This window comes from Binatus sp. (SeqCode) (genome assembly GCF_035272065.1).
Taxonomy (GTDB): Bacteria; Desulfobacterota; Binatia; order Binatales; family Binataceae; genus Binatus.
Window position 1 is genome coordinate 13,178 of sequence record NZ_DATEQZ010000103.1, and the last position, 14,380, is coordinate 27,557.

Consider the following 14,380-nt stretch of genomic DNA (forward strand, 5'->3'; position numbering starts at 1 on the left):
CGGGAGTTGAATGCGATGGCGCGGCGGACTTCAAGCAAGAGCTCGACTCGCGGCAAAGCCGTGTTGATGAGCAGGAGCGTGTTGTGCGTAGTCGGCGGAATCAGCGAACGCGAGTTGGCTTCATGGGAGCGCGAGGATCTAATCGCCCCGGCGCGAGTCGAGCGCGTGCGCGGACGAATCGAGGCGCTGTACGATCGCGACGCATTGCGGCGCGTCCGCGTGATTCGCACGCTCGGCGAGGAGCTCGAAGTTAATATCCCGGGGATCGGGGTGATACTGCATCTGCTGGATCGAATGGGTCGCTGATTTTGGGGGAAGGGCAAATCATATTACTGAATGTGAAACCCGCCGCTGGGTTTTACACTTCCTTCGGCAGGGGTGACCCCTGCACCCAGTGAAAAAAAGAGCGGCGCGGCCCCTATCCTAACCTCTCCTCGGACAAGAGATTAGGATCTGGGCGCGTTGATGCCGATCTCCTGGCGGAATAATCTCATCGATGATGGCTCGCGAGGCTGAAAATAAAGTCGTTGGCGCGATCGAGCGCGCACTGGCGCGGGCCGGGGTTCGTTCGGGCTCATCCTTACTCGTTGGACTTTCTGGTGGCGCGGATTCTGTCGCGCTCATCTCTGCGCTGCTCGAGTTGCGTGCGCGGTTGGGGCTCAAAATTGCGGCGGCGCATTTGAACCATCGGATTCGCGGCGCCGAGTCGGACCGCGATGAGGAGTTTGTGCGGGAGCTCTGTGCGCGGCTCGATGTCGAACTCTTCGTTGAACGGGCTCCTGGGCTTGGTGCCGGTGCAAATCTTGAGGAGCGGGCGCGGGAGGTTCGGCGGGAGTTCCTTCTGCGTGTTGCGGATCGAATCGGAGCGGAGTTTGTGGCGCTGGGACATCATAGGGATGACCAGGCTGAGACTGTCTTGATGCGGTTGATGCGCGGGGCGGGGGCGGCCGGAATGGCGGCTATGGCTGAGCGCGGGCCGGGCAAACTCATTCGGCCGATGCTCTCGATTTCTCGCGCTGAGATTCGTGAGTACCTTGATGCGCGCGGGATTGCGTTCGTTGAGGACACGTCGAATTCCTCGCGCGATATTTTGCGCAACCGGATTCGCGCTGAACTGATGCCGATGATCGAGCGCGAATATGCGCCCGGAATTAGCGGGCGGCTGGTGGAACTGGCGAGCGAGACGCGATCGCTCGACGAGCTGGTCTCCGAAATTGCGGCGCGCGAGCTGGACGCTATGCGTGTCAGCGGCGGCGCGCTCGACGTGTCGGGATTTGGCGCGGTGAATCGCGCGGTGCAGGCGGTTGCGATTCGGCTGTATCTCGCCGAACGGATGGGATCGTTGCGCGGAATCTCGCGCGCGCATGTCGAAGATGCGCTTCATCTTATACTCGAAGGCGGGCCGAGCGACTCGATTGATCTTCCGGGCGAGTGGCGCGCCGAGCGCGAGTACAATTTATTTCGGTTGGTGAATTCGCGAAAGCGCAAAGCCGAGGGCATCGCATTTTCGGTTGCGATTGCGGCGGACGGGATCACAGTCGTCGAGGCGGCGGGTTTCAAATTCGAGGCTTCGACGATTGCGGCTGTCGATACATCGATGCCCGACAGTTTGGTGGTTGCGATGTTCGATGCCGCAAAAATCGCGGACGGACAGCTGGTCGCGCGCAGTTTTGTGAAGGGCGACCGGATTCATCCGATGGGGATGCGGGGCGCGCGCAAAGTCCACGACGTGTTTGTCGATTGCAAGCTTCCGCGCGTTCGGCGCGAGCGCTTTCCGGTCGTGACGATTGGCGGCGCGATCGCGTGGATCCCCGGGCTTGCGCGCGGGGACTGCGCGCTCGTGACCAAGGCCACCGAAACCGTACTGCGCGTTGAGGCGTCTGAAATCGCGGCTTAGCGCCTACCACGTTGCGTGCGTATTAACGCGCGTGATACTTTGCTAATAGGATGAACCAGTTTTCCCGCAGTATTGCACTATGGCTGGTGCTGGGACTTATGTTCCTGCTGCTGTTCAATATCTTCAGCAGGCAGCAGCCCAAAGAACCTGAAATAATTTTCTCCGACTTCCTCAACCAGGTTGAAAAGGGCCAGGTTGCGCAGGCAACGATCCAGGGCGACCTGATCAAGGGCGACACCGTCAGCGGAGACCATTTCAAGGTCAACGCGCCCGCTTATCCCGACCTGGTCAAGACGCTGCGCGAGAAGGGCGTCAAGATCGCGGCCAAGCCGGCCGAGGGCGATCCGTGGTGGATGATCGCGCTGATGCAGTGGTTCCCGGTGCTGATCCTTGCGGCGCTGTGGATTTTCTTCATGAGACAGATGCAAATTGGCGGCGGCAAGGCGATGTCGTTCGGCAAGAGCCGCGCCAAGCTACTGACTGAGAATACGCACAAAGTTACCTTCGGCGACGTCGCGGGAATCGACGAGGCGAAGGACGAGCTCGAAGAGATAATTCAATTTTTGCGCGACCCCAAGCGCTTCACGCGGCTGGGCGGCCGAATTCCCAAGGGCGTGCTGCTGGTCGGGGCGCCCGGAACTGGCAAGACGCTGCTCGCGCGCGCGATTGCGGGCGAAGCAGGCGTGCCGTTCTTTTCGATTTCGGGATCGGACTTTGTCGAGATGTTTGTTGGCGTGGGCGCGTCGCGCGTGCGCGACCTGTTCGTGCAGGGCAAGAAGCATGCACCGTGCATCATTTTTATAGATGAGATCGACGCCGTGGGACGCCATCGAGGGGCCGGACTTGGCGGCGGTCATGATGAACGCGAGCAGACGCTCAACCAGTTGCTGGTCGAGATGGACGGTTTCGAGGCCAACGAGGGCGTGATCCTCGTCGCGGCGACCAACCGTCCCGACGTGCTCGATCCCGCGCTGCTGCGGCCGGGCCGATTCGACCGGCGCGTGGTGGTTCCTCTCCCCGACGTGAAAGGACGCGAGGGCATCTTGAAGGTGCATACGCGCAAAGTGCCGCTGTCCGACGACGTCGATGGCAGCAAGATTGCGCGTTCGACGCCGGGCTTTGCGGGCGCCGATTTGGAGAACCTTGTCAATGAGGCTGCGCTGCTGGCGGCGCGCCGCAACAAGGACAAGGTCGAGATGTCGGACTTCGAGCTGGCCAAGGACAAGGTCATGATGGGCGCGGAGCGGCGCTCGATGGTGATGTCGGGCTCGGAGCGCAAGATAATCGCGTACCACGAAGGCGGGCATGCGCTGGTCGCGATGCTGCAGCCCGGCGCGGACCCGGTCCACAAGGTGACGATTATCCCGCGCGGAATGGCGCTCGGGGTCACCCAGCAATTGCCGATGGACGATCGCTACACCTATCCGCGCGACTATCTGGTGACGCGGCTCGCGGTGATGTTCGGCGGGCGCACGGCGGAAGAGCTGGTGTTCGGGCAGATGACGACGGGCGCGGGCAACGATATCGAAAAGGCGACCGAACTCGCGCGCAAGATGGTCTGCGAATGGGGCATGAGCAAGGAGCTCGGCCCGATGACGTTCGGGCGGCGCGAGGAGCAGATTTTCCTGGGCCGCGACATCTCGCATCATAAGGATTACTCGGAGCAGACGGCGCTCGAGATCGATCGCGAGGTGCGCAAGATAATCGACGACTCGTATCAGAAGGCCCGGCAACTGCTGTCGGACCATCTGGTGCTGCTCCATGCGATCGCGGCGCGGCTGCTCGAGAAGGAAGTGCTCGACGGCAGCGAAGTCGAGGCGATGGTGACGGCGTTCCGCGAAGGGCGCCCGTTGCCGCCGTCGCCGGCTGCGGTGCGCAATGATTTTCCGCCGCGTCCCGGGCCGGACACGGGCAAGGAAAAGCGCGTCGAGGACGAGAGCCCGGTGCCAGGACTCCCGCCGAAGCCGGTTCTGGTTTAGTCGTCTCTCGGAGCGCTCGATAGCGGTGCTTCACAATCGCGAGTGAATAACCACGCGTGGAGGGGAAGTGGGGGCGGTGCTATGCGACGCTCGCGGATTCAATCCAAGTCCTCATCCAATGATCGCGGCTCGCGCAAGCGAGCGCCGCAATTCCTACCCGCTCCTGCGAACCTCAAGCTGGCCGACGGCCGCATAATCAAATTTCCCGCAGTGATGGGCGTGCTTAACGTGACGCCCGACTCCTTCTCCGACGGCGGCAGATATCTCGACCCGAATCGCGCCGTCGAACATGCGCTCGCGATGGAAGCGGCGGGCGCCGACGTGATCGACGTGGGCGGAGAATCGTCGCGTCCTGTCGGCGCAGTAGAGATACCAGTCGAAGTTGAGCTAGCGCGAGTGACGCCGGTGCTCGCGCGGCTGGGAAAACGGCTGCGCGTGCCGATCTCGATCGACACGCGCCGGGCGGAGGTCGCTCGCGTCGCGTTCGAGTCGGGGGCGGCGATAATCAACGACATCACGGCGCTCGGGCACGACTGCGAAATGGCGCCGCTCGCGGCACGGACGAAGTGCGCGGTGGTGCTGATGCATATGCGCGGCGGTCCCGCGAATCATATCGCGTTCGCCCGCTACCGCGACGTGGTGAGGGAGGTCGTCGAGTACCTGGACGCGCGTGCGAGGTTTGCTGCGACGGCTGGAGTCGCGCGCGCGCGAATCATCGTCGATCCGGGACTGGGCTTTGCCAAGACCGCGCAGCATAATCTGAAATTGCTGGCCGCCTTGCCCGACCTCCTTGCGCTCGGCTATCCCGTATTAGTAGGAGCGTCGCGCAAGACCTTCGTGGCGCGAATTGCCGGCGCGGGCGAGCGGGAGCTGGAATTCGGCACGGCGGCGGCGAATGCGCTCGCGATTGCGGCGGGCGCTTCGATCGTGCGCGTGCATGACGTAGGTGCCGGCGTTGCCGCGATGCGAATGGCCGCGGCAATGACGGGACGGGATCGGCGGTTCAGGCGCGATGCATAACTACATACCAATGATTCCGCAGCCGCGGTGGCAGGATGTCCTTGACGTCCTGATCGTGGCGTATGTGATCTACCGGATCGCGCTTTTGATTCGCGGCACGCGCACGATGCAGATGGTGCTGGGAATGGTGATCGTGGGCGGCGCGTTCGTGGCGTCACAGGTGCTTGGACTGTTCACCCTCAACTGGCTGCTTAATAATTTTCTCGGATCGTTGTTCGTGATCCTGGTGGTGATCTTCCAGGCGGACATTCGGCGCGCGCTGACTCGCGTCGGTGCGCAATCCTTCCTCGGACGCAATTCGGCGGCGGTCACGCCCGCGGAAGAAATCGCGACGGCGGCGGCGTGGCTGTCGGCGCGCAAAGTGGGCGCGCTGATCGTGATCGAGCAGGACGATGGGCTCGGCGAGTTCGTCGAAAGCGGAAGAATCGTGGACGGCAGGGTCTCGCCGGAACTGCTCGAAACGATTTTCATGAACGGCTCTCCGCTGCATGATGGCGCCGTGATAATAAATGGCGATCGGATACTCGCGGCGGCGTGCCTGTTGCCGCTGTCGCAAAATCCCAACGTGAGTCTGTCGCTCGGCACGCGGCATCGCGCGGCGATTGGGCTGAGCGAGGACAGCGACGCGGTCGTGCTGGTCGTGTCGGAGGAGAGCGGGCAGGTTTCGCTGGCGCGCGGCGGCGTGCTGAGCCGTGGACTGGAGCCGGCCGAGGTCCTGTCCACATTGAGGAAGCTGCCGGGCTAGGAGCATGAACGCGAAGAGCGACGACGCACGATGAGGCTTGGCGATTTCAATTATTTGTTTGCAGCCAGAGGCTCGCGACGGCTTCGCGGCGGCGACATCGGGCTGCGGGTCCTCGCGGTAGTGCTCGCGATCGGGTTGTGGATATTCGTCAACGCGGGCGAGCGCGGCTCGGTCGAGTCGCTGACGGTGCCTATCAGCTATGCCTCGCTGCCGAACGGGATGGTGATCGTGAACCGTCCGCCGGCACAGGTGAAAATCGAAGTCACCGGTCCGCGGACGCTGCTGTCTCTGCTGGACCCCGAGCGGCTCACGCTCAAGATCGATCTGCGCACCGTCGCTGCCGGGCAATCCGAATACAAGATATATCCCGCGATGTTCAACGTGGGACGGAATACCGCCGTCACGAGCATCTCGCCGGATCAGTTGTCGCTCGATATCGATCGGATGGTTACGCGCGACGTGCCAGTGCACCTGGCGGTCGAGGACAAGGTCGCGCCCGGCTACACGATTTCGTCGGTGGACATTGTGCCGCCCAGTGTGACGATCGTCGGGCCGAGCCGCTATGTCGAGCCGCTCACGTCGGTCAGCACGGAGCCGTTCGACCTGAAGGGACTCACCTCGGATACCAACCGTTCGGTTGATATCGTGCCGCCCGATCCGTCGCTGGGACTGTCCACCGGTCACGTCGAGGCGAAGGTCAACGTCGCCGAGGCGATCACCGACCGCGAGTTTCGCGCGGTGGACGTGGAAGTGAAGGACAGCGATTTCAAGTACCGCGTCGAGCCGAGGCAGGCGACGCTGACGATTCGCGGACCGGCGGTCAAGCTGGCGGGCCTCGCGCCGAAGGGGCTGGCGTATGTCGACGCCAAGGGCGTAGCGCCAGGCTCGCACGAATTACCGCTGCAGGTGACGCTGCCGGACGGGATGCAGTTGGTGCGCCAGTCGCCCGACAAGGTTAGACTGCGGATGTATCACGAGAAGCTGACCACTACTGCCGATGAGCACCCATCGTAAATTGTTCGGCACCGACGGCGTCCGCGGAGTCGCCAACGAGGAGCCGATCACGTCGGAGACGGCGCTGAAGCTCGGCCGTGCGCTCGCGCACGTGTTCCGCAATACGACGGGGCGTCATCGCAGAATTCTTATCGGCAAGGACACGCGGCTGTCGGGCTACATGCTCGAGACCGCGATCGAGTCCGGGATTTGCTCGATGGGCGTGGACGTGTGGCTGGTCGGTCCGCTGCCTACGCCGGCGATCGCGTTTCTGACGCGCAGCATGCGCGCTGATGCGGGCGTGGTCATATCGGCCTCGCACAATCCCTTCCAGGATAACGGCATCAAGTTTTTTTCGCGCGAAGGATTCAAGCTCGACGACGAGACCGAGCGGCGAATCGAAGCGCTGGTGTTCGACGAGGCCGAAATCGGGAGGCATCGCGCGCGCCCGGACGATATCGGCAAGGCGGCCCGAATCGACGACGCGCTCGGCCGTTACCTGGTGTTTCTGAAGTCGTGCCTGCCGCGCTCGGTCGTGTTCGACGGGCTGAAGGTGGCGATCGACTGCGCCAACGGCGCAGCCTACAAGGTCGGTCCCGAGGCGCTCGAGGAACTGGGCGCCGAGGTCGTCGCGATCGGGGCCGAGCCCAATGGGACCAACATCAATCTGAATTGCGGCGCAGTGCATCTCGACGCGATTCGGCAAACCGTTCTGGGCGAGCACTGCAACGTCGGCATCGCACTCGACGGCGACGGCGATCGCGTGATGCTGATCGACGAGCGCGGCGAAGTCTTCGACGGCGATGATGTGATGGCGCTGCTCGGGCGCAAGCTCGCTGCTGAAGGCCGGCTCCACGGCAACGCTGTCGTCGCGACAGTGATGAGCAACTTCGGACTCGAGCTGGCGCTTCGCGACGCGGGCGTGCGGCTGATTCGCACCGAGGTCGGCGACCCCGCTGTGGCGCGCGAGATGAGGCTTAACTCGTACAACCTTGGCGGCGAGCAGTCGGGCCACGTGATTTTCATGGACCATTCGACCACCGGCGACGGACTGATCAGCGCGCTGCTGGTGCTCGCGCACCTAGCCGAGAGTGGACGGACGCTCGCCGAGCTGCGCGCGATGCGCCGCGTGCCGCAGGTGCTGGAAAATGTGCGCGTCAAAAGTCGTGTGCCATTCGCCGAGATGCCCGACGTTCAACGAATAATCACCGACGCCGAAAAGCGGCTCGCGGGCACTGGCAGGCTGCTGGTGCGATATTCAGGGACCGAGATGCTGGCGCGCGTGATGGTCGAGGGCGAGGACGGCGTTCAGATCAAGACACTCGCGCAAGAGATTGGCGCCGCGATTCAGAAATACGCCGGCGCTTTCTGACCGTTATTTTCGTTTGACCATCAGCGGCTTCGAGCCCAGCGCCTTCAGATACGACTTCACCGTGCGCGTCAGGCCCACATAGAGCGCGTCCGAGATCAGCGCATGGCCGATCGAGACTTCCTGCAAGCCTTTGGCCGCTTTCGCGTAGGCGGGAATGTTCTTGAGGTCGAGATCGTGGCCCGCATTCACGCCGAGCCCGATTTTCCGCGCCAGGCGTGCGGCCTCGCGATGCGCCGCGAGAATCACGTTGCCTTCCGGCGTGCCGAAGGCCTTCGCATAAGGCCCGGTGTATAGCTCGATTCGATCCGCGCCGAGCTTTCGCGCGCGTTTGATCTGCTCGGCGTCGGGCTCGAGAAAAAGACTCGTGCGGATGCCGGCCTTGCGGAACCGTGTGAGCAAGTCGCCCAGCCAATCCGCCGATCCACTCGTCAGGTTCCATCCCGCGTTCGAGGTCAGCACGCCGGGCGGATCGGGCACCAGGGTCACCTGTGTCGGGCGCACCAGCATCACGAGGTCGATAAACTCCGCGCCGGGGTATCCTTCGATATTGAACTCGACCGTCAGCATTGCGGCCAGGTCGAAGACGTCCTGAAACGTGATATGCCGCGCGTCGGGCCGCGGATGCACCGTTATCCCGTGGCATCCTGCGGCTATGCACGTGCGCGCGGCCTCGACGACGTTGGGAATATTTCCACCGCGCGCATTTCTGAGCGTGGCGATTTTGTTGACGTTGACGCTGAGGCGAATCACTTGGCCACCGACCGCAAGGCTACCAGAGCTACAGCGCGCATTCACGGGTGGTGCGCATGGTGTAATATTTTTGCCGGGATAGCTGACGATGATTTTACTCAACGCCGCCGAGAGCCGCGAACTCGATCGCCTCAGCCATGAAAAGTATGGAATCCCGTCGTATTCGCTGATGATGCGTGCGGGCGAAGCGGTTGCCGACGCGCTGGTCGAGAGATTTCCCGACGCGGCGACGGACGTGCTCGTCGTGGCGGGAAAGGGTAACAATGGCGGCGACGGATTCGTCGCCGCACGGCGGCTGACTCAAGACGGCTTCGCGGCGCGAGCGGTTCTGCTCGGCCGTGCGGCGGACTTGAAGGGCGATGCCGCACGCGCACATGCGGAGTTTCGGAAATGCGGCGGCAAGGTGATCGAGGCGTCGGGAGAGTCGAGTCTCGAAGCCGCGCTGAGCAAACGGCCGAGCGCTGTTGTCGATGCGATTTTCGGCACGGGGCTTCACGCGGAGGTGAAGGACGGCACCCGCCGCGCGATCGAAATTGTTAATTCATTCGCCGTGCCGACGGTCGCGGTAGATATCGCGTCGGGGGTGAACTCGGATACCGGCGCTGTCATGGGCGCGGCGATCCGCGCCTCGCTGACGGTGACCTTCGGGTTCGCGAAGTTTGGCCATGTTTCGTATCCGGGCGCGGCGGATTGCGGCGAACTGCGCATCGTCGATATTGGTTTCGCACCCCGCGCGATTGAAGAGATAGCGCCGCGCGGACGATTTCTCGAGCGCGCGGACTTGCAGCATTTGATTCGCCCGCGCCCAATCGACTCGCACAAGGGAATGTATGGGCATCCGCTGGTGATTGCCGGCGGTCGCGGCAAGTCCGGCGCCGTCCTGCTCGCGTCGCGCGCGGCTCTCAGAGCGGGCGCGGGACTGGTAACGGCGGCGGTGCCGGAGTCGATCCAGCCGATAGTCGCGGCGGGGCAGGCCGAACTGATGACGGAACCGATTGCAGATCGCGACGGCCATTTTGACGGCGCTCATGCGCCCGACGCGCTGAAGATGTTGCTGCCGGGCAAGAACGCGCTGATCGTGGGACCGGGAATCGGAGTCAGCGACGATACGAAGCGGCTCGTCGAATGGTTGATTTCGGACGCCTGCGCGCCAGAGCGTCCGATGCTGATCGATGCCGACGGGCTCAACGCGCTCGCCGCGATCGGCTGCGGAGTTCTGAAGCGTGCGCATGGTCCCGTCGTGCTGACGCCTCATCCGGGAGAAGCCGCGCGTCTGCTCGGAGTTACGACGACGACAATCAACGATGATCGCGTCTCAGCCGCGCGCAATTTGATGGAACTAACCAGGGCGACCGTGCTGATTAAGGGTGCGCGCTCGGTTATCGCCTCGCCTGACGGCGACATCTTTGTCAATTCGACCGGGAATCCAGGCATGTCCACGCCGGGTGTGGGTGACGCGCTGTCGGGTATCGTCGGGGCGCTGCTCGGACAGCACATGCGACCGCTTGACGCGCTCGCGCTCGGCGTTTTCCTCCACGGCGATGCGGCGGATCGCGTCGCGCAGCGGATGGGGCGAGTTGGCTATATTGCGGGCGACGTTATCGACGAGCTGCCGGCGGCGCTGGAAGCACTAACTGAGTAATTTAGCTATGATAGTTAGTGAGTAATCAAGATGGCTAATGCTGTTACAGAGTCCGGAGCGGCTGCGGTCACGATGGTGATCGAGAGCCGCTCGCCGCACGAGACTAAATCGTGGGGACGTCGGCTGGCGTCGCTGCTCGAAGGCGGTGAGCTGCTGGGCCTGACTGGCGATCTCGGCGCGGGCAAGACCTGCTTCATCAAGGGCCTCGCGAGCGGACTCAGCCTGCGCGAGGAGGACATCCTGAGTCCAACCTTCACAATGATCCAGGAGCATCACGGGCGCTTCCCGCTCTATCATATCGATCTGTACCGGCTCGAAGAGGCAACGCTCGACGACCTGGGTCTTCGCGAATACTTGTTTTCCGAAGGTGTTGCGGCGGTGGAATGGTTCGAACGTCTGCGCGGCGGCGATGAGATGGAGTATCTGTCGGTCCGAATCAGCTACGCCGGTGCGAATCTGCGGCGGATAGAATTCAGCGCCGGCGACTCGCGCCACGCGCAGATTATTTCCAGGTTGAAGCGGCGCTTCGCCTGAGGCCGCGTCGTCGAATTTTCATCTTGCCGGTTTGATGCCGCTCATCTCGCGGCGCAGCGGATAGTCCACGACGATTGCGCGTCCATTTGTGATTGCTCTCACGAAGTGAAGGGTTTCCGGCGGCACGATCGCTACGAAGCCGGGCCCGGCTATTTGCTTGTTGCCGCCGATCGTCACTTCGAGCTGGCCTTCGATGACGTTCCAGACTTCTTCGTTCGCGTGGGAATGCTCGTGGATTGTCGAGCCCGCCTCGAATACGTAGTGGCCGAAGGTCATGCTTTCCGAATCGAAGTATTTTCCTTTCCAGCCGGGCAGGCGCTCGATGGTGTTCAGTCGGTTAGTGTCGATGAAAGGCATTTGCTGATCTCCGCATTGCCTCTGATACCTATATCAACCGCCGGCCGCGGCAAGAAGTTACGGTAGCATGGGGGCTGGTTTGGGGGCCATTTTCCGAACATAATACTCGATTACCCCATTTTTCGGGGCAGATAGGGCATTCTGGTGGGATTGGTCGTTCAAAAATACGGCGGAACTTCGGTCGGTTCGATCGAGCGGATCAAGGCGGTCGCCGATCGCGTCGTCAGGGCCCGCGACGCCGGCGATCGGATCGTTGTGGTCGTGTCCGCGATGGCTGGCGAGACGAACCGGTTGTTCAAGCTCGCTTCCGAACTGAGCGAATCGCCGAACGCGCGCGAGACTGACGTGCTGGTCGCGACGGGTGAACAAGTGTCGGCCGCATTGCTTGCGATCAGGCTCCAGGCGATGGGGCATCCGACGGTTTCTTTTCTCGCTTTTCAAATGAACCTGACCACCGACTCGAATTATGGCCGCGCGCGAATCAAATCCGTGCAATGCGAGCGCGTTATGCGGGCGCTCGACGACGGCAAGATTGTTGTCGTAGCGGGATACCAGGGCGTCAACCCCAGCGGCGATATTACCACGCTTGGCCGCGGCGCGTCGGACCTGACCGCGGTCGCGCTCGCAGCCGCTCTCAAAGCCAACGCGTGCGAAATCTACACTGACGTGGACGGCGTTTATACTGCTGATCCCAACATCTGCCCGAAGGCGAAAAAACTCGGGCGCATCTCGTACGATGAAATGCTCGAGATGGCGGGACTCGGCGCTAAGGTCCTGCAAACCCGCTCGGTAGAACTTGCCCGCCGCTACAACGTGCCGCTCGTCGTCCGCTCCAGCTTTAGTGAAGCGGAGGGGACGTGGGTCGGACAAGAGGATCAGTCGATGGAGGACGTGCTCGTCTCGGGCGTAACGCTCGACCAGAACCAAAGCAAGATAACGGTAGCCGGCGTCGAGGATCGGCCCGGGCTCGCGGCGAAGATTTTCAGCCCGATTGCGGACGCGGGAATCGTCGTGGACATGATAATCCAGAACGCCAGCGCCGACGGCCGCACCGACATGACGTTTACGATCGGGCGCGAAGATCTCAAGCGCGCGCTCGAAATCGTCACGCGCACGGCGAACGAAATCGGCGCGGCGGGCGTGCGGTACAACGACCAGGTCGCGAAGGTCTCGGTGGTCGGGGTTGGCATGCGGACGCATGCAGGGGTCGCGTCAACAATGTTCAAGGTGCTGGCGGCGGAGCGGATTAATATCGAGATGATTTCGACCTCGGAGATTAAAGTGTCGGTCGTGGTCAATTCGAAATACGGCGAGCTCGCGATGCGTGCGCTGCACGACGCGTTTATCAACGGCGACGGCGGGCCGAATGCCGCGCCGCGGGAGTCAGTTTGAGTCCGATGGCGGATGCAAAACATATCCAGGTTTACGACACCACTTTGCGCGACGGGTGCCAGTCCGAGGACGTCTCGCTGACGGTCGAGGACAAGGTCACGATTGCGGAGCGGCTGGACGATCTCGGCTTCGATTATATCGAGGGTGGATGGCCGGGCTCGAACGATCGCGACGCGGCGTTTTTCAAAGAGATCAAGAAGATCAAGATTCGCCACGCGAAGATCGCGGCCTTCGGCTCTACCCGCCGCTCCGGAGTGCGCGCCTCGGCCGATCGCAATCTTCAACTGCTGCTGCGCACCGGCACTCAGGTCGCGACGGTCGTGGGCAAGACCTGGGACATGCACGTGCGCGAGGCGCTCAGAATCCCGCTCAACGAGAATCTCGAGATCCTCAACGATACGATCGCGTTTCTGAAAAAGAACTTTGACGAGGCGATTTTCGATGCCGAGCACTTCTTCGACGGTTATTTTCACAATCCGGAGTACGCGCTCGCGTGTCTGAAGGCGGTCGATGACGCGGGCGTCACGCTGATCGCACTGTGCGATACCAACGGCGGCCGCCTACCGCATGAAATCGAAGCCGCGGTAACGGCGGCGAGCGCGGCGGTGAATTGCCCGATCGGAATTCACTGCCACAACGACTCGGAGGTCGCGGTCGCCAATACCCTTGCCGGCGTGCAGGCAGGTGCGGTCCAGGTCCAGGGGACCGTCAACGGTTTTGGCGAACGATGCGGCAACGCGAACCTCGTCTCGATCGTCGCGAACCTTCAGCTCAAGCTCGGATACCATTGCGTGCCGCCCGCGAAGCTTAAGACGATGCGCGAGGTCTCCACGCTGGTCTACGAGCTCGCGAACATCACGCCATTCGCGCGTCAGCCGTACGTTGGCCGCAGCGCGTTCGCGCACAAGGGCGGGCTGCACGTGTCGGGAATCCAGCGCAACACGGCGACTTACGAGCATATCGACCCCGCGCTGGTCGGCAACGATCGCCGCGTGCTGCTCTCGGAGCTGTCGGGCCGCGCCAATATCGTGTACAAGGCCAAAGAATTCGGCCTCGACCTCGATGCGGCGAACGACAAGATCGGGCTGCTGCTCGACGAGCTCAAGCGGCTCGAGGGCGCGGGCTATACCTTCGACGGTGCGGATGCTTCGTTCGAGCTGCTGATGCTGCGCACGCTCGGCCTCGCGAAGGAACATTTCAACTTCGTCAGCTTCCGCGTGTTCGACGACAAGTGGCATGAGGATCGCGCGCCATTCAGCGAGGCGGTGGTCGTGATCGAAGGGCCGGACGGAGTGCGCACGCGCAACTCCGCGATCGGCAACGGCCCCGTCAACGCGCTCGATTCGGCGCTGCGTCATGCGCTGTTGCCGTACTATCCGAATCTTGAGGCGATGCAGCTGGTCGATTACAAAGTCCGGGTGCTCGACAACGGCGCGGGCACCGAGGCTCGTGTCCGCGTGCTGATCGAATCAACGGACGGCAAGCGCCGATGGGGCACGGTCGGGCTGTCGAGCAACGTGGTCGAGGCGAGCTGGCAGGCGCTGGTTGACTCGGTCGAATACAAGCTGCACAAGGATAACGTGAAGCCGCGAGCGAAGGCGGCGAGCAAACACAACGGAGCGCGTCCGCGGTCCGCCAAATCCGCGGAGAACAGTCACGCCGCCCATCCTAAAGCTTGAACAGCAGCGGGAGGCGGAAA

Annotated in this window: 13 protein-coding genes; 11 read left to right on the forward strand and 2 right to left on the reverse strand. The window is 62.6% G+C overall.

The annotated features are described in order from the left end of the window. The first annotated feature begins 15 nt into the window (after positions 1-15). The 7 genes from VJX68_RS16935 (at position 16) to glmM (ending at position 8,006) form a co-directional block, all read left to right on the forward strand. Positions 16-306 (forward strand): chaperone modulator CbpM, encoded by a 291-nt coding sequence (locus VJX68_RS16935; protein ID WP_324096896.1) that lies wholly within the window; start codon positions 16-18, stop codon positions 304-306. 193 nt (positions 307-499) lie between these two features. Then, on the forward strand, positions 500-1,897 hold the full coding sequence (gene tilS / locus VJX68_RS16940) for a tRNA lysidine(34) synthetase TilS (RefSeq protein WP_324096929.1): 1,398 nt from the start codon (positions 500-502) through the stop codon (positions 1,895-1,897). A 50-nt stretch (positions 1,898-1,947) separates the two neighbouring features. Next, on the forward strand, positions 1,948-3,876 hold the full coding sequence (gene ftsH / locus VJX68_RS16945) for an ATP-dependent zinc metalloprotease FtsH (protein ID WP_324096897.1): 1,929 nt from the start codon (positions 1,948-1,950) through the stop codon (positions 3,874-3,876). Positions 3,877-3,957: 81 nt separating this feature from the next. Further along, complete coding sequence (folP, locus tag VJX68_RS16950; RefSeq protein ID WP_324096898.1) at positions 3,958-4,896, forward strand: dihydropteroate synthase; 939 nt, start codon at positions 3,958-3,960, stop codon at positions 4,894-4,896. Beyond that, positions 4,889-5,641 carry a diadenylate cyclase CdaA gene (cdaA, locus tag VJX68_RS16955; RefSeq protein ID WP_324096899.1) on the forward strand — a complete coding sequence of 251 codons (753 nt, stop codon included), beginning with the start codon at positions 4,889-4,891 and terminating at the stop codon, positions 5,639-5,641. Before folP ends, cdaA begins: the two co-directional genes overlap by 8 nt. A gap of 30 nt (positions 5,642-5,671) precedes the next feature. After that, entirely contained in the window at positions 5,672-6,655 is a 984-nt protein-coding gene (locus VJX68_RS16960) for a CdaR family protein (protein ID WP_324096900.1), read from the forward strand. Beyond that, the gene (gene glmM, locus VJX68_RS16965; protein ID WP_324096901.1) at positions 6,639-8,006 is read left to right on the forward strand and encodes a phosphoglucosamine mutase; all 1,368 of its coding nucleotides are present in this window, start codon (positions 6,639-6,641) and stop codon (positions 8,004-8,006) included. The genes VJX68_RS16960 and glmM overlap by 17 nt, the downstream gene beginning before the upstream one ends. Positions 8,007-8,009: 3 nt before the next feature. Here glmM and VJX68_RS16970 read toward each other — a convergent pair whose 3' ends face one another. Further along, a complete protein-coding gene (locus VJX68_RS16970; protein ID WP_324096902.1) occupies positions 8,010-8,756 on the reverse strand; it encodes a pyridoxine 5'-phosphate synthase in 747 nt (248 codons plus the stop codon). Between the two features lie 88 nt (positions 8,757-8,844). Between VJX68_RS16970 and VJX68_RS16975 the strand changes: the two genes are divergently transcribed. Together VJX68_RS16975 and tsaE are read left to right on the forward strand one after the other, a co-directional pair. Beyond that, positions 8,845-10,398: an NAD(P)H-hydrate dehydratase gene (locus VJX68_RS16975; protein WP_324096903.1), complete on the forward strand. Its 1,554-nt coding sequence runs from the start codon at positions 8,845-8,847 to the stop codon at positions 10,396-10,398. Positions 10,399-10,428: 30 nt separating this feature from the next. Beyond that, on the forward strand, positions 10,429-10,932 hold the full coding sequence (tsaE, locus tag VJX68_RS16980; RefSeq protein WP_324096904.1) for a tRNA (adenosine(37)-N6)-threonylcarbamoyltransferase complex ATPase subunit type 1 TsaE: 504 nt from the start codon (positions 10,429-10,431) through the stop codon (positions 10,930-10,932). An 18-nt stretch (positions 10,933-10,950) separates the two neighbouring features. Here the strand turns inward: tsaE and VJX68_RS16985 are convergent, their stop codons facing one another. Further along, complete coding sequence (locus tag VJX68_RS16985; protein WP_324096905.1) at positions 10,951-11,289, reverse strand: cupin domain-containing protein; 339 nt, start codon at positions 11,287-11,289, stop codon at positions 10,951-10,953. A 144-nt stretch (positions 11,290-11,433) separates the two neighbouring features. On the opposite strand from VJX68_RS16985, the gene VJX68_RS16990 reads away from it, so the two are divergent. After that, a complete protein-coding gene (locus VJX68_RS16990; RefSeq protein ID WP_324096906.1) occupies positions 11,434-12,681 on the forward strand; it encodes an aspartate kinase in 1,248 nt (415 codons plus the stop codon). A 5-nt stretch (positions 12,682-12,686) separates the two neighbouring features. Continuing rightward, on the forward strand, positions 12,687-14,360 hold the full coding sequence (gene cimA / locus VJX68_RS16995; RefSeq protein ID WP_324096907.1) for a citramalate synthase: 1,674 nt from the start codon (positions 12,687-12,689) through the stop codon (positions 14,358-14,360). Positions 14,361-14,380 lie beyond the last annotated feature (20 nt).

Bases quoted from the DNA above. Each gene is read 5' to 3' on its own strand.
- ftsH (WP_324096897.1), top strand. From the start codon at position 1,948: ATGAACCAGTTTTCCCGCAGTATTGCACTATGGCTGGTGCTGGGACTT.
- cdaA (WP_324096899.1), top strand. From the start codon at position 4,889: ATGCATAACTACATACCAATGATTCCGCAGCCGCGGTGGCAGGATGTC.
- tsaE (WP_324096904.1), top strand. From the start codon at position 10,429: ATGGCTAATGCTGTTACAGAGTCCGGAGCGGCTGCGGTCACGATGGTG.
- glmM (WP_324096901.1), top strand. From the start codon at position 6,639: ATGAGCACCCATCGTAAATTGTTCGGCACCGACGGCGTCCGCGGAGTC.
- tilS (WP_324096929.1), top strand. From the start codon at position 500: ATGGCTCGCGAGGCTGAAAATAAAGTCGTTGGCGCGATCGAGCGCGCA.
- VJX68_RS16960 (WP_324096900.1), top strand. From the start codon at position 5,672: ATGAGGCTTGGCGATTTCAATTATTTGTTTGCAGCCAGAGGCTCGCGA.
- cimA (WP_324096907.1), top strand. From the start codon at position 12,687: ATGGCGGATGCAAAACATATCCAGGTTTACGACACCACTTTGCGCGAC.
- VJX68_RS16975 (WP_324096903.1), top strand. From the start codon at position 8,845: ATGATTTTACTCAACGCCGCCGAGAGCCGCGAACTCGATCGCCTCAGC.
- VJX68_RS16935 (WP_324096896.1), top strand. From the start codon at position 16: ATGGCGCGGCGGACTTCAAGCAAGAGCTCGACTCGCGGCAAAGCCGTG.
- VJX68_RS16985 (WP_324096905.1), bottom strand. From the start codon at position 11,289: ATGCCTTTCATCGACACTAACCGACTGAACACCATCGAGCGCCTGCCC.
- folP (WP_324096898.1), top strand. From the start codon at position 3,958: ATGCGACGCTCGCGGATTCAATCCAAGTCCTCATCCAATGATCGCGGC.